At 38.7% G+C, this 24,716-nt stretch carries 24 protein-coding genes and 1 pseudogene; 11 read left to right on the top strand and 14 right to left on the bottom strand.

From position 1 onward, the window contains the following. Positions 1-15: 15 nt before the first annotated feature. Both IHV12_RS09085 and hmpA read left to right on the top strand, forming a co-directional pair. On the top strand, positions 16-519 hold the full coding sequence (locus IHV12_RS09085) for a hypothetical protein (protein WP_197190654.1): 504 nt from the start codon (positions 16-18) through the stop codon (positions 517-519). 109 nt (positions 520-628) lie between these two features. Then, a complete protein-coding gene (hmpA, locus tag IHV12_RS09080; protein WP_197190653.1) occupies positions 629-1,840 on the top strand; it encodes an NO-inducible flavohemoprotein in 1,212 nt (403 codons plus the stop codon). A gap of 38 nt (positions 1,841-1,878) precedes the next feature. Here hmpA and IHV12_RS09075 read toward each other — a convergent pair whose 3' ends face one another. The 5 genes and pseudogenes from IHV12_RS09075 to IHV12_RS09060 all read right to left on the bottom strand — a co-directional run bounded on the left by IHV12_RS09075 (position 1,879) and on the right by IHV12_RS09060 (position 5,074). After that, on the bottom strand, positions 1,879-2,208 hold the full coding sequence (locus IHV12_RS09075; protein ID WP_197190652.1) for a hypothetical protein: 330 nt from the start codon (positions 2,206-2,208) through the stop codon (positions 1,879-1,881). 116 nt (positions 2,209-2,324) lie between these two features. After that, entirely contained in the window at positions 2,325-3,353 is a 1,029-nt protein-coding gene (locus IHV12_RS09070) for an ABC transporter permease subunit (RefSeq protein WP_197127112.1), read from the bottom strand. Position 3,354: 1 nt separating this feature from the next. Beyond that, positions 3,355-4,308 carry an ABC transporter permease subunit gene (locus IHV12_RS09065; protein WP_197127113.1) on the bottom strand — a complete coding sequence of 318 codons (954 nt, stop codon included), beginning with the start codon at positions 4,306-4,308 and terminating at the stop codon, positions 3,355-3,357. Positions 4,309-4,426: 118 nt separating this feature from the next. Next, positions 4,427-4,591 (bottom strand): annotated as a pseudogene (locus IHV12_RS22625) (DinB family protein); the annotation flags it as partial. A gap of 3 nt (positions 4,592-4,594) precedes the next feature. After that, positions 4,595-5,074, bottom strand: coding sequence for a GyrI-like domain-containing protein (locus tag IHV12_RS09060; RefSeq protein ID WP_197127114.1), 480 nt, complete (start codon positions 5,072-5,074; stop codon positions 4,595-4,597). A gap of 255 nt (positions 5,075-5,329) precedes the next feature. On the opposite strand from IHV12_RS09060, the gene IHV12_RS09055 reads away from it, so the two are divergent. From IHV12_RS09055 to IHV12_RS09045, 3 genes are all read left to right on the top strand, one after another. Continuing rightward, complete coding sequence (locus IHV12_RS09055; RefSeq protein WP_197190651.1) at positions 5,330-6,682, top strand: glucoamylase family protein; 1,353 nt, start codon at positions 5,330-5,332, stop codon at positions 6,680-6,682. Positions 6,683-6,829: 147 nt separating this feature from the next. Further along, positions 6,830-7,807, top strand: a complete 978-nt coding sequence (locus tag IHV12_RS09050; protein ID WP_197190650.1) for a hypothetical protein — start codon at positions 6,830-6,832, stop codon at positions 7,805-7,807. Between the two features lie 210 nt (positions 7,808-8,017). Further along, positions 8,018-8,215: a hypothetical protein gene (locus IHV12_RS09045; RefSeq protein WP_197190649.1), complete on the top strand. Its 198-nt coding sequence runs from the start codon at positions 8,018-8,020 to the stop codon at positions 8,213-8,215. A gap of 54 nt (positions 8,216-8,269) precedes the next feature. Here the strand turns inward: IHV12_RS09045 and IHV12_RS09040 are convergent, their stop codons facing one another. The 3 genes from IHV12_RS09040 to IHV12_RS09030 form a co-directional block, all read right to left on the bottom strand. Next, complete coding sequence (locus IHV12_RS09040) at positions 8,270-9,112, bottom strand: carbohydrate ABC transporter permease (RefSeq protein WP_197190648.1); 843 nt, start codon at positions 9,110-9,112, stop codon at positions 8,270-8,272. A 16-nt stretch (positions 9,113-9,128) separates the two neighbouring features. Further along, on the bottom strand, positions 9,129-10,013 hold the full coding sequence (locus IHV12_RS09035; protein ID WP_197190647.1) for a carbohydrate ABC transporter permease: 885 nt from the start codon (positions 10,011-10,013) through the stop codon (positions 9,129-9,131). 88 nt (positions 10,014-10,101) lie between these two features. Next, positions 10,102-11,352 (bottom strand): sugar ABC transporter substrate-binding protein, encoded by a 1,251-nt coding sequence (locus IHV12_RS09030; RefSeq protein WP_197190646.1) that lies wholly within the window; start codon positions 11,350-11,352, stop codon positions 10,102-10,104. Between the two features lie 392 nt (positions 11,353-11,744). Here IHV12_RS09030 and IHV12_RS09025 point away from each other — a divergent pair, with 392 nt between their 5' ends. Together IHV12_RS09025 and IHV12_RS09020 are read left to right on the top strand one after the other, a co-directional pair. Further along, complete coding sequence (locus tag IHV12_RS09025) at positions 11,745-15,089, top strand: GH36-type glycosyl hydrolase domain-containing protein (protein WP_197190645.1); 3,345 nt, start codon at positions 11,745-11,747, stop codon at positions 15,087-15,089. Positions 15,090-15,144: 55 nt separating this feature from the next. After that, a complete protein-coding gene (locus IHV12_RS09020; protein ID WP_197190644.1) occupies positions 15,145-16,113 on the top strand; it encodes a LacI family DNA-binding transcriptional regulator in 969 nt (322 codons plus the stop codon). Between the two features lie 49 nt (positions 16,114-16,162). On the opposite strand, the gene IHV12_RS09015 is transcribed toward IHV12_RS09020, so the two are convergent. After that, positions 16,163-16,939 carry a TerC family protein gene (locus tag IHV12_RS09015; protein WP_197127122.1) on the bottom strand — a complete coding sequence of 259 codons (777 nt, stop codon included), beginning with the start codon at positions 16,937-16,939 and terminating at the stop codon, positions 16,163-16,165. Positions 16,940-17,333: 394 nt separating this feature from the next. On the opposite strand from IHV12_RS09015, the gene IHV12_RS09010 reads away from it, so the two are divergent. Continuing rightward, entirely contained in the window at positions 17,334-17,870 is a 537-nt protein-coding gene (locus IHV12_RS09010) for a nucleotidyltransferase family protein (protein ID WP_197128161.1), read from the top strand. 22 nt (positions 17,871-17,892) lie between these two features. Here IHV12_RS09010 and IHV12_RS09005 read toward each other — a convergent pair whose 3' ends face one another. The 4 genes from IHV12_RS09005 to IHV12_RS08990 all read right to left on the bottom strand — a co-directional run bounded on the left by IHV12_RS09005 (position 17,893) and on the right by IHV12_RS08990 (position 20,244). Next, entirely contained in the window at positions 17,893-18,483 is a 591-nt protein-coding gene (locus IHV12_RS09005) for a hypothetical protein (protein WP_197190643.1), read from the bottom strand. A 17-nt stretch (positions 18,484-18,500) separates the two neighbouring features. Continuing rightward, the gene (locus IHV12_RS09000; RefSeq protein ID WP_197190642.1) at positions 18,501-18,965 is read right to left on the bottom strand and encodes a hypothetical protein; all 465 of its coding nucleotides are present in this window, start codon (positions 18,963-18,965) and stop codon (positions 18,501-18,503) included. Positions 18,966-18,967: 2 nt separating this feature from the next. Then, positions 18,968-19,357 carry a VOC family protein gene (locus tag IHV12_RS08995; RefSeq protein ID WP_197190641.1) on the bottom strand — a complete coding sequence of 130 codons (390 nt, stop codon included), beginning with the start codon at positions 19,355-19,357 and terminating at the stop codon, positions 18,968-18,970. A gap of 146 nt (positions 19,358-19,503) precedes the next feature. Continuing rightward, positions 19,504-20,244, bottom strand: a complete 741-nt coding sequence (locus tag IHV12_RS08990) for an aminoglycoside phosphotransferase family protein (RefSeq protein WP_197190640.1) — start codon at positions 20,242-20,244, stop codon at positions 19,504-19,506. A 361-nt stretch (positions 20,245-20,605) separates the two neighbouring features. On the opposite strand from IHV12_RS08990, the gene IHV12_RS08985 reads away from it, so the two are divergent. Then, on the top strand, positions 20,606-22,207 hold the full coding sequence (locus IHV12_RS08985) for an MDR family MFS transporter (protein WP_197190639.1): 1,602 nt from the start codon (positions 20,606-20,608) through the stop codon (positions 22,205-22,207). Positions 22,208-22,264: 57 nt separating this feature from the next. On the opposite strand, the gene IHV12_RS08980 is transcribed toward IHV12_RS08985, so the two are convergent. Beyond that, positions 22,265-23,545 (bottom strand): serine dehydratase subunit alpha family protein, encoded by a 1,281-nt coding sequence (locus IHV12_RS08980; protein ID WP_197190638.1) that lies wholly within the window; start codon positions 23,543-23,545, stop codon positions 22,265-22,267. Between the two features lie 136 nt (positions 23,546-23,681). Between IHV12_RS08980 and IHV12_RS08975 the strand changes: the two genes are divergently transcribed. Both IHV12_RS08975 and IHV12_RS08970 read left to right on the top strand, forming a co-directional pair. Then, entirely contained in the window at positions 23,682-24,104 is a 423-nt protein-coding gene (locus tag IHV12_RS08975) for a hypothetical protein (protein ID WP_197190637.1), read from the top strand. A gap of 154 nt (positions 24,105-24,258) precedes the next feature. Next, positions 24,259-24,708: a phosphotransferase gene (locus tag IHV12_RS08970; protein WP_197190636.1), complete on the top strand. Its 450-nt coding sequence runs from the start codon at positions 24,259-24,261 to the stop codon at positions 24,706-24,708. The last annotated feature ends 8 nt before the right edge of the window (positions 24,709-24,716 follow it).

Genomic DNA, 24,716 nt, shown 5'->3' with positions numbered 1-24,716 from the left:
AAAGCGGGGGATTAGATGTTACCGTGTCTTAAGAGAATAACGGTGATCACGTGGAGTCTGCTATTCTTATTAGCGGGGTGTACTTCATTCCGCTCCTCTAATGAAGTAAAAGTGACTTCTGAAATGAATGAGTTGATCTCGGATTATATCATCCAACATTATGATGGCGTATATCCCGAAACGGATAAACAGTTTGAAGTTCATAAGATCTATGGAGCGAAAGAAACTGGAGGAGTAACATCGGTCTATCTATATTCTTTGTTTTTGGGCTTTAACGAAAAAACGAAGACTGAGGGGCAGTCCGGCCATTCCGTTCCTGCCATAATCAAACTCAGGAGTGAAGGCGGCAAGTATGTGATCGCACATTATGAGGAACCGCGGGATGGAGCTGATTTTAAACGATCATTATATAAAATCTTTCCGAGAAAATACGCAGGAAAAGCATTAGAAGACACGAAAAATTCAGCAGATCTTCAAGAGGAAATGAAGCAAAAAGCAGAAATGTGGCTAAGAAAATAGCACTATTTATGTTCACAAAACGTCCTAAAGAAAAGTGATTCAAATCACACATTCTCTTTTATCATTCTTTTACGATAGAGTTGTAAGAAGAATACAAGGGGGAATTGACATGCTACAGCAAAGAACCATTGAAATTATTAAGTCAACCGTACCTGTTTTGCAAGTACACGGAGAAGCGATTACTTCCCGTTTTTATGAAATGCTGTTTCAGAAGCATCCTGAGCTTTTGAATATCTTTAACCACGCAAACCAGAAAAAAGGACGTCAACAAGCCGCATTAGCAAACGCAATATACGCAGCAGCAGCCAATATTGATAAGCTTGAAACCATTATTCCAGTCGTAAAAGGAATTGCCCATAAACATCGGAGTCTAGGCGTGAAGCCGGAGCATTATCCTGTGGTCGGTGAAAACCTGCTACTTGCAATTAAAGATGTTCTTGGAGATGCTGCAACAGATGAGATCATCAACGCTTGGGCAGAAGCGTATGGTGTGATCGCGGATGTCTTTATCGGTATTGAACGTAACATGTATAGTGATGCGGGTTGGGAAGGTTTCAGACCTTTTGCCATAACTCGTAAAGTAGAAGAAAGCTCTGTTATCACGTCCTTCTATTTAGAACCGGAAGATGGCATGCCACTTGCAAAATTTAAGCCCGGCCAATATGTGAGTATCAAGATGGATATACCAGGTCAGGAACACACACATATCAGACAATACAGCTTGTCTAACGCTCCAGGACAAAGCAGTTATCGGATCTCTGTTAAAAAAGAAATCGGTAGAGATACTGTCGATGGAATGGTTTCCGTTTATTTGCACGAGAGTGTTAAAGAAGGAGACATCCTTCATTTGAGCGCTCCAGCAGGTGATTTTTATTTAAATACAGATTGTGAAAAGCACGTTGTCCTTATAAGTGGTGGTGTGGGACTTACTCCTATGGTAAGTATGTTGAAAACTATAGCAAGTGAGCAACCGGAACGAGGAGTTACATTTATTCATGCTGCGATCAATGGCCAAACACACGCATTAAAGAAAGAAGTACTAGATATTGCAGAAGCTTCAGATCATATCACTACACACTTTGTGTATGAAAGTCCGTTAGATGAAGATCTAGACTACACAAAGAGGGGTTATATCGATCAAGGTTGGTTGAAGGAGATCTTACCTTTAAAAGATGATGCAGAATACTATTTCTGTGGCCCGATTCCATTTATGAGAGTGATAAATACAGCTCTGCAAGAGTTGAATATACCAAAAGAAAACATTCATTTTGAATTCTTTGGACCTGCCTCTGATCTACAGAAGGAAAGTATCAAGTCATAAAGAAGCAAAACACCTTCCTGAACGCGGAAGGTGTTTTGCTATCTACCGTAATGATAGTGAAAACGTTGTATCATCGATTTGCGTTTCACTAAGAGGAGAACCAATAAGGCCATTAGACTTATTGAAATAATCCATGCCCCTAAATAGATACCACCGATCGTAAATGCTCTAGAAATTTTTACAGAAAAGAAAATCCATCCTACAATGCCTACTGTACCTATGCATAAGTTAAGCATTAGGCTGACAAAGAAGTGGGGAAGCACCATGCCCGTATGTGATACTGTGAATTTAGCGTATTTATAGCTGATCGGTAAACCTAGTAGAAGAAACAAGGTATAAAAAATGACGTTAAGGTCTGCTTCACTCAAAGGGTTCACTCCTTTTTATTGTGTAATACTCCTTTATTCAAAAAGAACGAAAAACATGACAAATGATAAAAGACTCGATAAGGTAAATCCTTGCCTCATCGAGTCCTTCTTATACATTAATTGTCCGTTCCTGTTTTCATAATCCTATCAAACTGCTCTTGAGACAATTTCTTAACTTGTACAGGAGTTTTTGTCTTTCTTACTCTTCTTGTTCTTTTCGTGTAAGCACCTTTTGCGAGGTATTGACGTTTCATGGCTTCAACCATAAAGTTCAACGCGAGAATGGTAATTGCAAATCCTGCGAGAGGAGCAAATACGATCCAGCGATCACCACGAATTTGATAGTAGTTAGCACCAATCATGCTCGACCATTCATTGATCATAGCAACAGGCACCGTATTATTTTCTAGTGGATCGAGAGTGATAAAGTCAGTTCCACCGATAAAAACTTGTAAAATGCCAAGATGTGCTGCCAGTAGTAGGGTTGCGATTAGCTGTTGGCTGTATAGAATGCTTAATCGCGGTTTTAGATAAGGTAATACGTGTTTCCGAAGCTTGTGAATTCTGCCTCCACCAAGAACTTTAACGGAAGATATAAATTCATTCTCTAAAAACTTTGACGTTTCGTTGGCTACCGTTACCATCACGGTAGGGACTGCAATTAATATGAGAATCAGCAAAGAAAATATGGTTTGTTGATTCTTCGGAACAGACCAAGTGAAAATTTGGAGAACAGGATAGATAAGTAAATAGGCAACAATGGTTGCAGGAGCATAATAAAAGGATTCAAAGAGTTTGCTTGAAGCCCGAAGTATAGGTTTTGGCAGCTGACTCAAGATTAATCCTAGTATCGTTCCGAAAAATAGGCGAGCGAATGCGACTAAGAAGGCAAATCCTAGTGTATACTTTGCGCCGTCGATCACCTTGTGCAACATGCTGACACCAAATCGATCTGTTCCAAATGGCATTTCTTTAAAAGGAGCGATTGGTGCTGAATCAACAGGTTGTTTTTGTTCGTCAAATCGAATTTGCATCACGGGTTGTTTTTCATTCGGTACAAAATGTGAATAGATAATGCTTCCGAAAAACAAGGTGACAATAATTAGAAAGCCACTTAAAAATAACGGACTTCTCCATACAGACATCTTACGCCACCTCCTCATCATTACGCCCTAGCTTATACTCCAGAACGTAAGAGGAAAGTGTAAATAATAGATAAAACGGAACGAACATGAGCAAAACACTAACTGTAATGACATCCGGTGTCGTAGGACCGTTATCTAGCATAAAATCAGTGATGCCGGGAATCGCCATAATGGTTTCTACCATAAAGAGTGTAGAGATTAGTAACCAATACACGTTCTTTGAATAATAGAACAGACTTAAAAGTGAATTTCTTAGCATGTGAATATAAAGGATCAGCGCATATCGTATTCCTTTTGCGCGAGCAAATTCTACATACGTTTTCGAATCTTCATCATCGAGTAGAAACAGCAACGTTCTTATTAAGAAAAGAGTTGGCAAGATGCTCAAGCAAAAAATCGGTAAGAAATAGCTAGGATTTTGATCGCTATGTACGATTGGGAACAAGAGATTTCCCGTATTTCTAACATACAGAATCATGCTATATTGAATGATAACAACGATAAAGATATCGGGTAAGGACTCGAGTGAAAAAAACAAGAAACGAATTCCTTTTTGAATGCGGTCAGGTAAAATCTTGATGATTAAAGCTAGTATGATCGATGAAGCTATGGCTAGAAAGAATGCACCTAATACTAGTTTTATAGAATACAGATAAGGTTTTAAAATGGTTGGGAATAATAACTTCTCTTGTTGATATTCATAAAAAGTCACGTTTGAGAACGTTATGAGGTTTATGAACAAATCCCATATCTTATCAAGATAAGGCTCGAAAAATAATCCCAAATCCTGATTTAAAAAGAGTGCATTCTCGAGTGCACCAGAATCTAGTAAACGAGCAACAGCTTCAATACCTTGAACATTGCTGAAGAAAAGATAAGGAAGTGCACCAATGAAAAAAACACCTACGATCGGCATCAAAAAATAAACAATGCGCCGAAGGACAAGCAAATACATAAAATTTTCCCCCTAAATCTCTTTATCTCTTTTTATCTAATAAAGTTAACTATAATCATTCGACATAATCCATTATTTTCCTCTAAAGAGAATAAAAAAAGCTCCCACTTGGGGAACGTTATTTGAGTATGCTTAAGTATGTTTTCCATGGACCGACGTCACAAGCATAACGCTTAGCCAGAATTCTAGTAATCTGATTAATGTGTGTAAGATCATGAACGGCCCAGGTTGAGAGTAATTGGTGTAGGGTTATAGAGCCAAACTCAGGGTGTATTCCAGTTTTATTTTATTGAATGGTATCGTACAAATCAATTTCTAATTGATTACTTACATCAAAGGTATGAAATATCTCGATGTGCCAGTTTTTAAGGAGTCTGTTATATCCATTCTTTTGTATCCAGTTGTGCAACATTTCATAGCTGTTTTTAATTTCATCGTTTCTTCCCATATGTTTGGTCACTGCATATTTTTGAGGTGGTATGGTTAACTTCACCATGCCAGCCGGAACATCTTCATATTTTTCTACTTCAACACAAACCCAGTATCCATCTTCTTGTTTAGTTTGTGCATCAACGACGAACGCACCTATTTGTTTTGATGGATCCACGACATGCTGAATGGACGGTAATTGTGATTGCAGCGTAGTTGAAGCTTTAGGAATTTCGTGAATGTATTGATCTCCCTCACATAGCACCCTTAATCCAACTAACTTTATTTCTTTCCGTTCTTTTACAACTGGTGTTTCATAAACTGCCTTGTTGTTCATAGCAAAAACCCCTTTTTAAGACTATTTACTACTTTCTTCTAGTAAAAAAACCATTATCCTTTATTTCCCTAATAATCGGATTGATTTCCTGTTATTATCAGTTTTCTCCTACCTTTATACCGTTTATTATGAAAGCGCATACAACCTTTGGCGCAAAAGACTGTAATCTTCTTATTTATTTCATTCAAACGTGATAAACTATTGGTGAAACGTTTCGACTGATGATTTCTAAGTATGGAGAGGAGCAATGCATCCATGAAAACAAGTAAAATGATTAGCTTTGTATTAATGTTCAGTTTGTTTGCGAATGTTTTTGTAACATCATCTGCGTCCGCAACTGACAGAGGAAAAGATCATGCATTTCAAATGGAGTTAAAATCAATTGCTAAGAAGACATACAAATTTTATCAAGATCATACTGATCCAAAAACAGGTTTGACCTATGATGAGACTCGATATACAGCAGAAGGTAAGAAAGACGCAACACATACATCTCCTACAAACATTGGGATGTATATGATGAGTACAATCTCCGCTCAAGAGTTAGGTATCATCTCTAAAAAGGAAGCGGTAAAACGTATACAAGTCACGTTGAATACACTTGAAGATTTAGAAAAATGGAATGGCTTATACTACAACTGGTATAACACAAAAGATGGTTCGGTTAAAAAGGATTGGGGACAGTTCATCTCACAAGTGGATAACGGCTGGCTGTCTGCAGGGCTGATAGTAGTTGGACAAGCTTATGATGAGCTGAATCCACAAACGAGTAAGCTCGTTGAAGACATGAATTATACGACACTATATGATCCAGAAGTGGGACAATTCCGTGGTGGATATGATGTAGCACAAGGGAAATTAACCGATCATCACTACGGTTTGTTTAACACAGAACCACGTGTAGCAAGTTATATCTCGATTGGTAAAGGTGATGTGCCAAGCGATCACTGGTGGAAGATGTATCGTACGATGCCAAAAGAATGGGATTGGCAAGCACAAATTCCAGAAGGTGAAACTCATGAATATGATGGCGTTTCTGTATTTGAAGGCCATTATGAATACAAAGGTGTAAAATTCGTTCCGAGCTGGGGCGGAAGCATGTTTGAAAGTCTTATGCCTGGAATCGTATTAAATGAGGTTGAACTTGGCAAGAATGCGCTTGGGCTGAACAACAAGCGTCATGTTGAGTTACAGCAAGCTTTTGCAGAAGAAAAAGGATATAAAGCATGGGGCTTCTCTCCATCTGCAACACCAGATGGTTACAGTGAGTTTGCAGCAACACCACTAGGAACTTCTGGATACAAAGATGGCGCGACCGTAACGGCTCATGCATCTTTCTTAGCACTAGACTATGATCCAAAAGCTGTTCGAAAAAACATCAAAGCATTAAAAGAGCTCAATACGTATAGCAAGTACGGATTCTATGATTCTGTAAACGTGGAAACAGGTGAAATCGCTAAAGCTTATCTCGCGCTCGACCAAGGAATGATTATGGTTTCAATCGCTAACTATCTAAAAGATGGTGTGATTCGCGATTACTTCCACCAAGACCCCATTGGTAAGAAACCTGAGGATCTGTTGAGAAAAGAAAAGTTCTCTATTCAATAATTGTACGCAGCACCCGATTCCAAATGGATGAGGGTGTTTTTTGTTGGAGTTAGCTTGTTTTGTGGGCTTTCAGGTGGAAGTGTAGAGGTTAGCGGTGGTCAGCAGTGATTCATAGGTGCTCTGTATGAGTTTATCAGTAAAACCGAGATGCTTATCGGTGAAAAGATACAATTTAGCGGTGAACGTGTAAGAAAAATAAAAACACGTACCGTAAACGAGGATAAAAGGGTCCAGGATCTTTATGTAGAATCTATTTTTACTGACAGCTGTACCTATCATTTATTCAGCTGGAAATTTAAAAATGGAAGTGAAGAAGAGATGTGCACGAGTTTTGTTTTGCATGAAGAAGAGACGTATATTGGAATGAACTTTGATCTGTCTGAGCGGCCGATTAAAATGACTCTATCAGGTGATAATCAGCTCCTTATTTTGCAAAAAGAAGGCGGCCGTTTCCTACCAGCCATTGGCTTTAATAAAAAAGGAATCTTTATGAATCTTCATATGGTGAACCCGAATGAAGAGGGCAAATATAAAAGGAACAAAAACAGTATACATATGATGAGGTTATTTGATGAAGTGTTGTCTGAAAAAGTAAAAACATCAGTGCTGCCTACCTATCTTCAAGAAAAAGAAATCGTGAATGTTCCTGATTATAGTGTTCAAAGTTTAATAGTTGGTCCTAACAAGAAGTCGTTCCTTGTGGAACCTGGAAGAAAATATATAGACACAGATCAGCTAGAGGATAACTTTATGGTTCTTACAAATTTTTCAGTTCGAGATGCCATGGAACATGAAGATATGACCTTGCAAGGACCAGGAAGTGATCGTTATCAGCTAGTATATGGTGGATTGGTAAACAGAAGAGGTGACTTTTCCGTTGAACAAGGACTATCCATCCTGAAGCAAACCGCTCAAAGAGAAGGGGACTTTCCTACACAGTTATCTACAATATTTAGTCCAGAAGAAGAGAACATCTATTTTTCTCTTAAAGGAGATTTCAATAAAATCTATAGGTTTTCTTTCTCAGATCTGTTGATAACAACAGAGAGGGGCTTTGAGCGTAATCTAAGTTTTTTGGTAAAGAAAAAAGGAGTTTTATTGTCAGAGCTTGAGAGTTGGGGATGAAGTAAATAATGGATTTGCGGTATTGTGAAGTTTGAAAGCAATCAATTTTGCTTTATAGGCCGTAGTCTTTGATTTATAGTCCTTCAAGAAAATTTATAGTCCTTCAAATCGATTTATGGGCCTTCAAAATTGTTTATAGGCCCTAATAAATAACTTATAGGCTTTTCGACAAAAATCTACATTTCTACATGAATGATAGTGGAGGTACATATGAAGAAAACATCGGAGAAAAGATTAAACGCTTTTTTACTATTAACTGGAATCCTGTTTCTGTACTCTATCTTTTCAAAAATGTATCATTTCAACAGCATCCTAAATGATATTGTTTATGCTTTAGGGTTCATATTTGCAATCCTCATCCATCTTCATTATAGAAAGCAAAGCAAGCTCCAAAAAGTAGACAAATAAAACAAAAAGAACCCCCGATTACATATACGAATCAGGGGTTCTGCAGCAGTCACTCTATTTCATTCCTGAAATGGTATAGCCTTCAATAATGTGCTTTTGGAAGATGATGAAAATGATGACGATTGGAACAACCATGAACGTTGATCCTGCCATCTGCAACGCGAAGTTTCCTCCGTATTGTCCTTTCAAAAGGCTTAATCCGACAGAGAGTGTATACAGACTTTCGTCATTCGCGATGATTAACGGCCACAAGAAGCTGTTCCAGCCCGCGATAAACGTTAGAATACCTTGAACGGCCATAATCGGTTTAGATATAGGCAGGACGAGTTGCATGAACACGCGGAACTCACTTGCTCCATCTAGACGAGCAGCTTCAAGCAATTCGTCTGGGATAGTAGACATGAACTGGCGGAACAAGAAGATGCTGAATGCACCAACTAATCCTGGCAGAACAACACCAGCCATCGTGTTCGTCAAGCCCATCTGGTTTAAGATTAAATAAACAGGGATCATCGTTACTTGTCCAGGAATCATCATTGTTGCTAGTACAAGGTAGAAAAGCTTTTCTCTTCCTTTAAACTTGTACTTCGCAAATGCGTATCCAGCCATCGCATTAAAGAAAAGTCCGACGAAAGAACAGAGGACGACGACGATCGTATTTCGTAAATAAACACCAAAGTTCATGTTCTCAAACAGGTAGATGAAGTTCTCTGTTGTAAAGGTTTCAGGCCACAGAGTCGGTGTGAGCTGAAGGACTTCACTTTCAGGTTTGAATGCAGAAAGAATCATCCAAATAAAGGGGATGGCTACCAAAAGACCGCCAAGCGTCAAGACGATTCCTGCGATCCATTGCTGCATTTTGTATGTTTTTTTCGCATCAGATACTTTTGATTTCATGTTCTCACCTCACGTCCTAAATGTCGGCATCTTTCTTTTGCAATCGGAACTGAATCATCGTGATGATGATGATTGTTACAAACAGGACAAAAGATCCTGCAGCGGCATAACCAAAGTTGCTTAGCTGGAACCCGTTGCGATAGATGAAGAGGGCAACAGATGTAGTGCTATCCAAAGGTCCGCCGTTCGTCATAACGAATGGTTCTTCGAAGAACTGAATCCATCCGATCATCGTTGTGATCGACACGAAGAAGATAGCGTAACGAAGAAGAGGAATCGTAATCTTTGTGAGCTGTTTCCAGTTGTTCGCACCGTCTAGTTGAGCTGCCTCATAATACGTTTTCGGAATTCCTTGTAAAGCTGCTAAGAAAATAATCATGTTCACACCAATCGCGCGCCAAACAGCTAATGCGATCAATGATCCTTTGGCAATCGTTGGGTCTTGTAACCAGGGTATAGCAGGAATGCCGACTAAACCGAGTAGATAGTTGAACAGACCGAACTGTGGGTTGTATAGATACGTCCACACAACAGCTACTGCTACAACGTTTGTGATCGAAGGCATATAAAAAACAAGACGAAAAGCCTTGAAGATACGCGCTGTACCAAAGTTGATCAAAAGAGCGATACCAAGTGAACATGCGATAACGAGAGGAACACCGAATACGACATAAAAGACAGTGTTGCCGATCGATTTTAGAAAAATAGGATCTTTAAAGATATTGATATAGTTTTCGATTCCAATAAAGCTAATATTTGAATAGTCTGCAAGTCCAGCTAGGTCAATATCTGTAAAACTAATCACCAATGCAAGAACAATGGGAAAAAGAGAGAATAAAGCCAATAGTGCAAGCGCTGGTCCAATGAAGAGGTAAGGAGTCGTTTTTGAATAGCTTTTCATGTTTTCACATCCTTCATCGTTACCCGTGTTGATGATAAAAAGGGAACGAGCAGGATAACCTGCTCGTTATACCCCGGATCAACAGGATTTATTTCTTTAAGATCTCTTCAGCTTTTTTGTCGAAGTTATCTAATTCTTTCTGAACATCTGCTCCGCCTCTGTAGATCTTCTCAAAACTCTTTAAATAAGATTGAGCGATTTCTTCCCATTGCTTAATAACAGGCATCGGTTGTGAAGCTTCCATCTGTTCTCCGAATGCTTTGTAAAATTCATTTCCAGTAAGAGATTCGTCTTCCCATGCTTTTTGGGTTGCCGGAAGGGAATTCGTCATCTCCATCCATTTTAATTGTGTTTCAGGCTTACTCATATATGCTGCGAATTTTAACGCTTCTTTTTCGTGCTTCGTATGTTCAAATACAGAAAGGTTAGATCCACCTAGTGCTGAAATATTATTTTCTTTTGCCGGAAGAACAGCCGTACCCCATTTACCTTTAAGCTCAGGAGCTTGGTCGTTGATCAGTTTGATCATCCAAGGACCACTGATGAACATTGGTAGGATCCCGTCTCCACGGAAACCTTGAACGATGTCCATTCCTAGTTCTTCTTTTGGAGCTGCTCCACTCTCATAGAAGCTGTTCAAGTACTCAACCGCTTCAACGAACTTAGGATCATTGAATTTAGGCTCATTGTTAGGTCCTAATAGTTCAGCGCCGTTTTGGCGTGCGAACATGAATGACAAGCTTTGTTCTTTAGCATCGATCGAAATTCCATATTTCCCTTTTCCGCGGTCAGCTAGCTTATCAGCGGCTTCCTTCAACTCGTCCCACGTTTTAGGAGCTTCTTTAAATCCAGCTTTCTCGAGCAGGTCTGTACGATAGTAGAGCAAGCGAGTATCTACGTACCAAGGTACACCGACCATTTTGTCTTCAAACTTTGTCGTTTCAACAGAACCTTCAAAGAAATGTTTTGGATCTAGTTCCGGGTAATCTTTAACATGAGGTGTTAAATCTTTTAATGCTCCAGCGGATGCAAACTCAGGAATCCAAGTTGTACCCATCTGAACAACATCAGGTCCTTTTTTAGAAGCAACGGCTGTTAAAAGCTTATCGTGTGCTTGATCCCAAGGAAGGGCTTGTACTTTAACGTCAATCTTTGGATTTTCTTTTTCAAATTCTTCAGCGATCTTAGGAAGTGACTTTGCTTCTTCACCCATTCCCCAAACCGTAATTGTTGTTTTTCCGTCTTCTGAACCTGAAGAGCAGCCAGTTAAGACGCCGGATAGTACAAGTGCACCAACCATTGACGTAACCATCGATTTTTTAAACCAACGTTTTTTCATGTGAGTTCCCCCTATAATTTGCCTGTGAAAGCAATCAATTTTTATTATTCCCGAATTTTCTTTGAGATTATTGTTGAAACGTTTCGATAAGCACATTATAATTCAAGTTGTAATCGTTTACAACATGGAATTTTCAAAAAGAGGTTTCCTACCATAAATTGTTGGAAACATAAGGTTTCATATACTATTTCCCTTGTTACAAAAGGAAATGAAGAAGATAACAGTATGAAACTCAAAAACCTAGGAACTCTCTTGAATTTAATTGAAACGTTTCGATAAAATGCTTTCATTTATGTTAAAAGAGATGAAAACTTCATGTTTATATCAACAGAATTTACTTTATTAAGCTTTATTAACAAAATAGACATCATAAAAGAATTGAGGGATAGACAATGACAACATTAACGAAAGGGAACATCACGATTAAAGCTGGTGACTTTGCATTTGCGTTCTTAAGTACTGGTGATATCTACAAAGCTTCCCACCATGATACGATGATCAATCAATGGATGAGTAATCCGATCGATGGGTCTTTGAACAATCTTTATTTACGTGTGTTCAACAGTGAGGGTATCCATGTAACTCCGCTTCTGGGTAGTAAATCTAACAGCACCGTTTCGTATAATGAGAATCAAGTTTATTGGAGTGGTACGTTTCAAGACATCTCTTATATAGTCACTTTTTCATTAAAAGAAAGTGGTATCTGGTTTTGGGATGTTGAACTCGAAGGAAAAGCTGAGAAGGCTGATATTATTTACGGCCAAGACGTGGGACTTGCACATATCGGAGCTGTTCGAACAAATGAAGCATTCATCGCTCAGTATGTAGACCATGGTGTGTTTGAAGATGAAAAGCTAGGTTATGTGATCTGTTCACGTCAAAATCAGCCGAATGGAAAAGCCTTTCCATACCTGCAACAAGGATCGTTAACGAAATCTGTTGGTTATATAACTGATGGTTTTCAGTTCTTCGGTACTTCATATAAAGAAACAGATGTACCACAAGCGCTTTATAACGAGAACTTAGCGAGTGAAGTGTATCAATACGAATTCGCTTATATTGCACTTCAATCAGAGCGATTTGCACTTGATGGTAAACATCACATCAATTTTTATGGATGTTTTAAAGAGGATCATCAGGATGCTGTTACATCTATTGAATATAAGGATGAGATTGAATTAGCTTGGAATGAAGTTCAAGCTCAGCTAATTGAAGATACGATTGCGCTTGAAAAAGTTAATCGTAATGACCATTTTGACGGAACATTAAAAACAGTTGATCTTCAAATGGAAGAAGTGGAAGCTCTTTTCCCGGAGCGTATTTTAGAAGAGTATGAAGGAGATACGCTGCTATCCTTTTTTACACCGACCTATGAACATATCGTTTTAAAAGAAAAAGAAAGAATCGTAGAGCGACCTCATGGACATATTCTCGTTACGGGAGATAATGTGTCATTAAAAGAGGACACAATCACGACTACTTCTTATATGTATGGCATTTTCAATTCTCAATTAGTAGTAGGAAACACTTCGTTTCATAAGATGATGACAAATGCACGCAATGCGTTGAATGTTATGAAAACATCTGGTCAACGAATCTATGTTGAGTTAGATGGGAAGCTGAAACTATTAACGATGCCATCGTTGTTCGAGATGGGCTTTAACTATACGCGTTGGTTCTATAAAACGGAAGGTGAGACGTTTATTATCACAAATTACACAACAGTCGATACCCCTGAAGTTGAGCTGCATGTTAAGGCTCTTAGCGGTAGATCATATCGATTCGTTGTAACGAACCAAGTATCCATGAATAATCAAGAATACGAAGTGCCATTTAAAATGGAAAAAGAAGATGGGATCCTTTCATTCTTTGCAGATGATGCTTCTGACAGTGCAAAAACGTATGAAAATTTAAGCTATCGAATGAAGATTACGGGTACCGAGTGGAACGTAACAGACGAGAGAATCTTTGGGGATAACATGGATCGTGGATCTGCTTCTCTCGTGGTTTGCGATCTTGAACCAACACATGAGTGGGGCATCTCTCATCAAGGTCTAATCGACGGGAACAAGATTCCGTACACAAATAAGACGATTGAAACGGAAATCGAGCGCTACCGTACATTTATTCAAAACACGAACCGCGGATTCCGTTTGACTAAGGATGGAGTTGAGACACACGAGCTTCAGAAGATGAATGCCTTAGCTCATTGGTATACCCATAACATGCTTATTCACTATTCGGTACCACATGGTCTTGAGCAATATGGTGGTGCAGCTTGGGGAACGCGTGACGTTTGCCAAGGACCTGCTGAATACTTCTTAGCAACTCAGCATTATGGTGCAGTAAAAGACATCTTGCTTACAGTATATTCTCATCAGTTTGACGAGACGGGTAATTGGCCACAATGGTTTATGTTTGATCAATATTTCAAAATTCAGCAAGATGATTCACATGGAGATATCATTGTATGGCCACTGAAGTTAGTGACAGATTACCTTGCAGCTACGAATGATTTTGATATTTTACGTGAGGAAGTACCTTACACGTCTAACCTTGATTTTAACTTTACTGAGAAAAAAGAAACATTATTACAGCATATTCAAAAACAGATCCGCTACATGAAAGAGAACTTTTTACATGATACGCACCTTTCCTCATATGGAGACGGTGATTGGGATGATACGCTTCAACCTGCAAATCCACAGCTTAAAAAATTCATGTTGAGTTCATGGACGGTTGCCTTAACGTATCAAGTTATGACTCAGTTCTCCCAACAGTTACAGCATGTTGACGAAGAAGAGGCTTCTAAACTAAGCGAGCTCGCTAAAAATATTCAGGCAGACTATCAAGAGCATATGTTAGGAACCGATGTAATCCCTGGATTTGTTTACATGGAGGATCCAAAATCACCAAAATTGATGCTTCATCCTAGTGATAACACAACGGGTATTAACTATCGTCTATTACCAATGACGCGCAGTATGATTGCAGAATTGTTAACACCTGAACAGGCTGAACAGCACCTTGATCTGATCATGGAAAAGTTTTATTGCCCAGATGGCGTAAGGTTGATGGACAAACCTGCTCATTATAAAGGCGGTGTGAGTACGCATTTCAAACGTGCTGAACAAGCATCGAACTTCGGACGTGAGATCGGACTTCAATATGTTCATGCTCATATTCGTTTTGTTGAAGCCATGGCGAAGCTAGGTAAAAAAGAAGAAGTGTGGAGTGGACTAGAAAAAATCAATCCTGTTATGATTCAAGAAAAAGTTCCAAACGCAGAGCGACGTCAGAGTAATGCTTATTACTCAAGCTCTGATGGTGATTTTAAAACTCGCTATGAAGCGCAAGAACGTTTTGGTGAACTAAAAGATGGTGAAGCCAAGGTTAAAGGTGGATGGAGAATCTATTCTTCTGGTCCGGGAATTTACATGAACCAGTTGATCTCAAATTGTTTAGGTATCCGCCCACAAGGGGAGAACCTAATTATTGATCCAATATTAACAGAAGAAATGAATGGTCTAGAATTGCAGTATATGATCGACGGCAAACCTGTCAAAATGGTATTCCGAGATCGCGGTGGGGAAACGAAGCGACTCGTCGTTAATGGTCAAGAAGTGGAGAGCAGCACATATCAAAATATCTACCGAAAAGGTGGAGTGAGCGTGAACCGCTCTGAATTTGTAAATAAATTGTCAGCAGACGTGAATACCGTAGAGATTTATTCATAACCTTTCGTTATAATAAAGGAAACGTTTGCAACATGAGAGATAGGAGAGAAGTTCGTTGGTAAGTATTAAAGACATTGCAAAACAAGCAGGTGTTTCCATTTCCACGGTCTCCTATGCCTTGAACGGAAGTCCGAAAGTTACGAAGGAAACATCAGCACGAATTCTAGCGATCGCTAAAGAACTTAATTATATCCCAAGCGCAGCCGCTCGTTCCTTGAAAAAACGAGAAACAAAAATCATTGGAATCTATTTAACGAACTATAGTGGGGCTTTTTATGGACAGCTTCTGCAGGGAATGATGGAGACATTAAGCGAGAACGGCTATGAGCTTATCGTCTGTAGCGGAAAAGAGTCGCATCGTTTTCTTCCCGAGCGCATGATTGATGGTGCGATCATTCTAGATGCCACATATGAAACGAAAGAATTGTTAAGTCACGCAGAACGAGGACATAAGCTGGTCGTGATGGATCGCAGAATGGATCATCCGAACATCTCTCAAGTACTGCTTGATAATAAAGCTGGGGCTACCCTCGCGATTGATTATCTGGCTGAAAAAGGTCATCGAAAGATCTGTGTTGTTAAAGGTCCAGATATCTCGTTTGATGCGAGGCAGCGGTTAGAAGCTGTACAAAAAGCGGTACAACGCTATTCGCATATCGAGTACATCGAAATCGATGGTGATTTTAACAAGCATTCAGGTGAAGAAGCAGGAAAGAAGATTCATCAAGACTTTACAGAACCTGTAGGTGTATTCTGTTTGAATGATGAGATGGCGATCGGTATGTATAATTATTTCAGCCGTACAAATCTACGCATTGGTGAAGATGTTCATATTATCGGTTTTGATAATATTGAAGTGTCTCAATATATCCAACCGAGACTTGCGACGATCAATTATTCAAAGCATAAGTGGGGAGCATTAGCTTCTGAACTACTGCTGAATTTAATCCAAAAAAAGCAAGGTCCTGAACATGAACGAATCAACGTTAGCCTGATTGAAGGAGATTCTGTTCGAAAACGATAAAGAAGAAAGAGGAGCTATTGTCAGCTCCTCTTTTTTTGAGTTATTCAGCTTATTCAGCTTGTGATTGTGGTGATTTTTCTTTTGAAAGGAACCAACCGCCCACAGCGATTAAGACCAATACAACATAAAAAGTGATTTTCCACTCTGGTGACTTTGCAAAACCTTCAGAAAGGATAGCTAGGTCTTTGTGTGCTAGCGTATAAACAGCTAATTTTACACCAACCCATCCTACGATCAGAAAGGCTGCAATTTCAAGGCCTGGCTTGGATTGTAAGAGCTTAACAAAAAAGTTGGCCGCAAATCGCATGATGATGAGTCCAATCAACCCTCCGGCAAAGATTACTAGGAATTTTCCGCCATCTAGGCCGCCTATGTTAGGAAGTCCTGAATCGGGAAGTGCCACTGCTAATGCTACAGCTGCTAGGATTGAATCGACTGCAAACGCGATGTCAGCTAATTCGACTTTCAATACTGTCGTCCAAAAACCAGATTTTTTCTTTGCTGCTTTAGACGTTTCAGTTGATTCATCTGCTTTTTTCACCAACACTTTTCTGAAAATATGGTTGAGGGCGATAAACAGAAGGTACACAGCTCCTATAGCTTGAACCTGCCACACGTTGACTAAGAACGAAATAGCAAATAGTGATGCGAAACGGAAGAAGAAAGCCCCGACTAAACCATAAAACAATGCTTTTTTTCGTTGCTCTTCTGGTAAGTGTTTTACCATGATGGCTAAGACCAGTGCATTATCTGCCGCTAATAAGCCTTCTAATGCGATTAGCACTAACAAGATCCAACCATATTCTAACAAGATAGATAGTTCCATTGTGGTTCCTCCTTTAAAATGATAGATGCATGAATGAAGCGAGAATGATTTACATGAAGCGACCTCCTGATAACAAATAAAAAAAGACCTCTACCAATAGCAGGCAAAGGTCTTACATAGAAAAAGACCCTTACCAACCGAACGGTAAAGGTCTTGCTAACAACGAAAAGGTTGCCAATATAGCCGAGAGCACGAAGCTCCGAAATGACGACTATACTGTAAAAGCTACTCCCCTTTAGGAGTTATGAAGTTACTATTATCATATTATGCTCTCTTGGAAATTGTCAATTATTTTATGTCAGGAAAAATGTAGACACAACTAATTGTAGTATCTTTAACATATATACAGGAAAAGAGTGGATGAAAGTTGGACCAACATCAATACATAATAGACATGATAAAAAATGATGATTGGATGATGGAGATTTTACGTGCTGCCAAAACGTTAGCTTTACCAGATTGGTGGATATGTGCAGGGTTTGTTCGATCTAAAGTTTGGGATACACTTCATGACTTTCAAGAAAGAACGAGAATAGCAGATATTGATGTTGTTTATTTCTATCCTGAAGACCTCAAAAAAGAGAGTGAAAGAAAGTATGAGGAAATGCTTTTAGAACTCATTCCAGACTTGCCGTGGTCTGTAAAAAATGAAGCGAGAATGCATCTCGTCAATGATGATTTCGAACCGTACACGTCAACAGTAGATGCGATCTCCAAATTTCCTGAAACGGTAACAGCTCTAGGTGTTAAGCTAAATGAACAGGATGAAGTAATTCTTGCTGCTCCATGTGGAATTGAAGATGTTTTATGCATGGAGGTAAGACCAACGGATAGCTACAGAAGCACTGAAGATCGAAGAAAAAAATATATAGAGCGCGTGAAGAAAAAGAATTGGGAAGCTGTTTGGTACAAAGTTAGAGTGGTCGAATAGAGAAAAGCTTGAGCGCTAGTGCTCAAGCTTCTTTTTTTGACCTTAGATGTTCCTGATAGAAAGTAGAGAGCATCCGGAAATTTGAGATAAAATGAACATGCAGATTTCGTAGTTGCAAATCAATCATACTTCGTGGATGAAGACTCGAATGGTGTTTTAGTTCATCAATTTCTTTTTCAAGACTTAATGTTTGCGTTAATAGGCTGTGCAAATATTCCTTAGTACTTTCTGAATATTCCTCTTGAAACGCGAGATTGATGAGTGTATCTTTTGCTTCCTTAACCTCAAACTCCATATCAGTTAAGGTTTTCTTGGTGATGGTTATTGAATCTTTGTTGACCAACCAAGGAAGTTCATACATTTGTAATAGATATTCAACATCATTCGTGGTTAAGTCTTTAATGAATTCATCTTTCCTTTGTTGTTTGAGACGAGTTTCATACTCCATTTTGAATGTTTTTAATTCCGATCTATAATCATCTACGAGTATTTGATCTCCACCATAACGAATGGATTTTTTTAGGCTGAGAGGTGAGAATGGAAATACCCAATTAATCAATAAGAGTAGGAGGGCAAATCCAAATAAGGTCCATCGGATTCTTTTTTTCTTCATCCCCGCGTTCCTCTCCCTTAAACAGTACTTTTACTTCTGTATCTTCTTGCGTCAGATGGCCCTGAAGGCTTTTTAGGCTCATTCGGATCACGTTTTTTTCTTGGTCGGAATAAAGCATAACTTAAACAAAAACCAATCGAGCAAGTGATCCCATAACCAAACACAGCAAAAGTATTCAGTCCTTCAAACTTAGCCCAATAGAAGATAGTGAAACGGTATATCAAAAGAAAAATAATACTTAGTGCTACATATAAAAGAAGATGAAACCTAAATTTTAACCTCATTCTATCTTTAGAAGATTCAATAATAAATGCAATAGGCAATGTGCAAAAAAGAAAAAAGGGAAGTGCTGTAACAATCCCAAAGAATAGACCGAATAACACACCTTGTAGATCAAGCTTAAATGGATTCCCACCTGGAATAGCAAAAAAGAACAGTGCTCCACAAAGTACCGATATTACTGATGAAATGATGACTCTCATAACTATCTCCTAACTACCTGTTGAAGCTTTTCATTCAAGGCTTCTGAATCTTTATATTCAAATAATCCTAAGCGGTTTCCCCAAGGATCGGAAAACGTAGCCCATTTAACAGGAACTTCGACACGTTCAAAAATTTCAAACTCTTCAATATGTAAAACATCCATTAATCGTTTTCGCTCAGCATGGATATCAACAACACCTAAACGAAGAGGTCCATTTCCAACAGTGGGTGTTCCCTCAGCAACTTGCAGCCAGCAGTTAGGAAGCAGTTCCCATTCAGCAAACCCATCATGTGGAGTGAAGTCAGGTGCCCGGTTCAACAGAGTTTCATAATATTTTTGACCATCTTCCATGTTCGATACACGAACTTGAACTGTCATTTCATATATCATATGTAATTCTCCTTTACTTCATTTGTTATCTACTAACAACGTTTTTAGTGAGGCAGAGGTTTCATAACGTTTAATTACTTATTCATACCTTTATTCCTTTATTAATAATTGATAACAATAACTTTTTCTCGAAATCAGGAAGATTTTCACTTAATCGTGCTGCCGCTATCGGAATCATCCAACTCTCTAACGTTTTTTAAGGAGAACTGGTAATGTCTAGTATAACTTTTTCTATAATACATAGCTAAAAGTTTTCGTACATATAAAGTAGTTCTAAAATTTAGAAAAGATGTGCGATCTTGCAATCCGCCGTAACGCAAGATAAGGAGGGTTCGAGCTAAGTCTGCCATACGGTTGCCACATGTAGCATCAACCCAGTCAATGATTACAGCATTATCCTTTGTGATTAAAATGTTGTCAGGATGAAAATCACCGTGACACAGAGATTTGCCTTTAGGGAGTTTTTCTAACTCTTCAAGAATTCTTTTCTTTTGATCTTGAGTTAGTTCTTTTACTGAAGAAATCTTTTGTTTCAACACATCAAATTGTGTGGGAAGAGTAGGTAGTTCCTTTTCATGAACACTTGCTTGAAGAGTCGCCATCCTCCTCAAGTGATGAAGTGCTTTTCTAGGTTGAGATTCTAATAAACTCGTTAACGTGGTACCCTCGACCCTTTTATATATCAGCGCTCTTTTTCCAAAAATCGGTTTACTACACCTAACCTCAGGAACCGAAAGCCTTAACTGGTTGATCATTTTATTGACCTTATGCTCATGCTCGATAAAATCATCAGATATGTGACCATGAAAAAGCTTAACAACTTCGTTAGGAGAAAAGATAATTACCCGAGCGGTACTACCCTCGCCTATTATTTGCTTGTGCTCCACGTAAGTTTAAACCCCTCTGCTTGATTATCTATATGGATAATTTTAACACAATTAGCAAGAATAAAAGTTCAAATATTTTATTTGACTGACTGGTCATGTCCCAAGTATACTAACTAATGGTAATCGTGACTAAGTGGTCATATGATAGATGTATAATGAGTAGTTATAACTCAGTGGTAGTATTTATATAGTTGAAAGTGCAACTCGTGACTAACAAAGAAGTCTTTGAAGTAGAGGCACGGGCAATACTTAATCATGTGAAGGATTTAGTTTGTGAAGGAAATAGTGACCATATAAAACGAATTTAAAAGCATGGACGGGGATAAACGCTTACGTCCAGCTTATAAGGAGAAAGATGAACATGGAGACAACGCAAAAGCCATTAAACACGAAATTGATATTGGCCGGTTTGATCATTGGTATGTTTTTTAGTGCCTTAGAACAAACGATTGTTGGTACCGCGATGCCAACGATTATTGCTGATCTAAACGGTTTTTCTATCTTTGCTTGGGTGACGACAGCCTATTTGATCACTTCAACTACTGTAGTACCAATCGTAGGTAAACTTTCTGATCTTTACGGAAGAAGAAAGCTATATTTATTGGGGAATTTTATATTTATACTAGGATCTGCACTTTGTGGAACAGCAAATTCTATGGAAGAACTTATCATTTATCGTGGAATACAAGGAATTGGTGGAGGAATGATCATGCCTCTATCTCAAACGATTATCGGTGATATCTTTACAGCTGAACAGCGTGCAAAGTGGCAAGGTGTATTTGGTGCGATCTATGGATTGAGTTCTGTAATCGGTCCTTTTATCGGTGGACTTATGGTCGATCATATTAGCTGGCACTGGATTTTCTTGATCAATGTACCTTTTGGAATCATTTCTACAGCAATGATCGTAATCGGAATGAAGAATGAATTGATCAGAGCAGCGACAAGTAAAGTAAATATCGATTATTTTGGTATTTTTACACTGATTCCAGCCGTTGTATTGCTTTTATTAGGACTTACGTTTGGCGGAGATAAATTTGAATGGGAGTCTACAACAAGCTATTTGTTGTTTGGTGGAGTCATTGTATTATTAGCATTATTTATCACGATTGAAAAACGTGCTGTAGAACCTATCTTAAATCTGTCACTCTTTAAGAATAGAGTGTTTGCAACAACAAATATTTTAGGATTTTTGCTTGGTTTAGGTATGTTTGGAGCTATCATGTTCGTTCCCATGTACATGCAAGGAATATTAGGTGTAAGTCCGACAAAAGCAGGATCAACGATGACGCCTATGATGATTGCGCTAATCACAGCAAGCATAATCGGTGGCCGCTTATTATTGAGACTTAAATTCAGAACAGTACTAACATCTGGCATGGTGATCACAGCTGTTGGGTTCTTTTTAATGAGTACGATGGGTGTTGATTCTAATGAATTTACAGCATACGCTTATATGGTTATTCTCGGGTTTGGAATGGGTCTTGTTATGCCAACTTTAATGATTGCGGTGCAAAACGAGTTTCCAAAATCACAGCTCGGGGAGGTTACGTCTGCTTCTACATTCTTCCGTTCGATCGGAGGAACGATCGGGATCACGATCTTAAATGCCGTAATGAACCATTCACTCACAGATAAGATAAGTGAAGCAGCAAGCGGTGCTTCAAACCCGATTCTTGGAAAAGCGCTTGAAGAGATCGGGAAGAAGACAGATGCGATGTTTGGTATCTTAATCAATCCTGATCTGTTGCCACTTCCGACTGAGTTAAAAACACCTGTCATTGAAACGATTAAAGACGTGTGGTCAACTTCTTTCTCGAGTGTATTCTTAACGGGACTTATCTTTATCGGAATTGGAATTTTTGTTGCTTTATCGGTAGGGAACAGTCGTATCAAGAAAGAACCGATCGATCCAAACAAGGAAAGCGAGCAAATGTCGTCAAACCAAGCAGTTACAGAATAAACAATAAAGAGCTGATCCATGATCAGCTCTTTTCATTTTGATTTCAATCAATTGTGTTTACCGTTGTTTATTCACCATCATATCTAAAAGCACAGAATCGGTTGTACTAGATGTTTCAGCACCTAATCGGCAAAAGTTTTCAATCGTCTTTTCTACATCTTCTTCAATAAATCCATTTGTGGAAGGGATACATAAACCGTTTGATGCAAGGACAGCCGATTGGACAGCGGCACTTGAACAAGTAGCAACCTTCATAGCGCATCCGGCTTTCGCGCCGTCACAAACCATTCCACTTACGTTACCTAATGTGTTCTGAATCGCAGCCTTCATTTTTTCTAGGTTATCATCAAGCAAGTAGGTAATAGCAGCTGATGCACTAGCACCTGCAACAGTCACACCGCAGAGTGCAGACAATCGGCCGAATTTCGATTTCATATGAATCGATAGAAGGTGGCTCAATGTCACGGCTCGTAACATCTTTTCTTCAGTTACACCTAGTTTTTCTGCAGCCGCAACAACAGGCATCGTAACCGCGATCCCTTGATTTCCGCTGCCCGAATTTGCCATTACCGGCATAGTCGAACCAGCCATTCGTGCGTCAGACCCTGCAGCAGATAACGCCATACTATACGTAGCTAAGTCATCTGAAAGAATGCCCTTTTTTGTTTGGTCGTATAACGTTTTACCGACTCTTAAACCATAGTCATTTGAAAGGCCTTCTTTACAGATTGCAGAATTCAATTCGACACTTCGTTTAACAAGATCCAATCGATGAAGTGGAACTTCAGTAATGAACGTATAAAGGTCTTCGATCGTTAACTCAGGATTATCAGCTTTTTTAGAACTTGAGGACGGACCTGGCCGCGATACATCTACTAACACTTTTCCGTTTTGAGAGATAAAGCTTATGTTCGTATGGTCACCAGAGATCACAACAGTCGCTTTCTCTGTTGCGGTTTTCACTTCGACTTTAATATATAATTTTTCAGGACCGTCTGCAGTTGCAACTGAAACAATGCCTCTCTGGACTAAATCGATAGCTTTATCTTCCTCATTACGCGTAACACCTTCAAGTACTTGAAGTCCTTTCGACGGATCTCCTGCAATCATACCGAGAGCCGCTGTAAAATCGATACCTGTATGATTCATGCCGGGAATCCCTACAGATAAAGCGTTCTTGATAACATTTCCGCTCGCTTTGACAGAGATTGATGTTACCGGTTCACTAATATATTTTTTGGCAGTAGCTGATGCGAGAGCGATTGCAACAGGTTCTGTGCACCCAAGTGCAACAACTAGTTCTTTTTCAAGAAGTCTACAGATGTTTTCGTTAATCATGAATTCCACCTCATTCATTCCGCTATATTCTCTTTCTTTACAATAACTGGTGTGAGAGGTAAAAAGAAAGAGGTAAATCTTATAAATTACAAAGTAAACGCTTAAAATAATAAATGATTAAAGGAGAAAATTTTAATTGAAAACAATTTTAACAAAGATTTTACTAAAATATTTTAATGGAATTGATGGAATATCCATAGAAGAAGAACTGCACAAAACGAGTTGGCACAAAGATCTTCATTACAAAGTTAGGATCAATGGCAGGTTGTTTGCTGCTCGTTTTCTTCCGAATGATCGTTCACCCAACCAGGAATTTGGTGAGCTTACTAATGATGTTTTAGTAGAACAATTAAATTTTTGTCTATTCCTTAATATGCACGAAGTACCATTTATGAAGTTGCGAACAACAATAGAAGGAGAATTGTTCACAATTGTTGAGATTGAGCATATCATATATCGATTTGTCCTTTTTGACTGGATAGAGGGTCATCATATTACGAGTTATGTTGGTACAAGTGCAGAAAATTCGGACGAGCTGCTCGGGAATTTCACGAGATAGCTAGTCAGTACACATCAGATATTTTTAGTAAGACGTCTCATACCGTTGCCTATACATCATTTTATGACCAACTCAATAAAAAAATATTAAACGTTGAATTGTCGATACAACATTCTCATCAAATGAAATACTATTTAGAGATGTGTAATTTCATTTGGAGAACGCTAGCACTAGAAAATTGGATTTTATTGTTCAATCAGATTTAAATCCCCTTAATGTGCTTTGGGATGCCGAAGAAAGCATTAAAGGATTTGTTGATTTTGAGTCTATTGGATATACCGATCGAATCGAGGGATTAGCATGGTTAATTAAGTGGTACTCGAGAACGAATGGCATCCATTCTCGAAAGATGTCTTCAGAGGTAGCAGCAGCATTTCTGAAAGGGTATCAAATAGATAGAGCTATTCTACGATCTGAAAAAGTAAGATTATCTTCATTATTGTGGCTATCGGGCTGTTTAAATTGGAATTTTGTAAAAAGAACGATACAGATTTTAGAAAATCAACCTGAACTTCTCAATGACCACCTTACATGGTATAGAGAAAGAGGTGATTCACTTACTGACTTACTAACATTTTGTTTGAAGGAAAACGATTCCTGTTAAATAAGTTT

Origin of the sequence: Fictibacillus sp. 7GRE50 (assembly GCF_015903875.1) — a bacterium.
In the GTDB taxonomy this organism is placed as follows: Bacteria; Bacillota; Bacilli; order Bacillales; family Fictibacillaceae; genus Fictibacillus; species Fictibacillus phosphorivorans.
The sequence above is the reverse complement of the archived record's forward strand: the minus strand, read 5'-3'. Positions and strand labels throughout refer to the sequence as shown.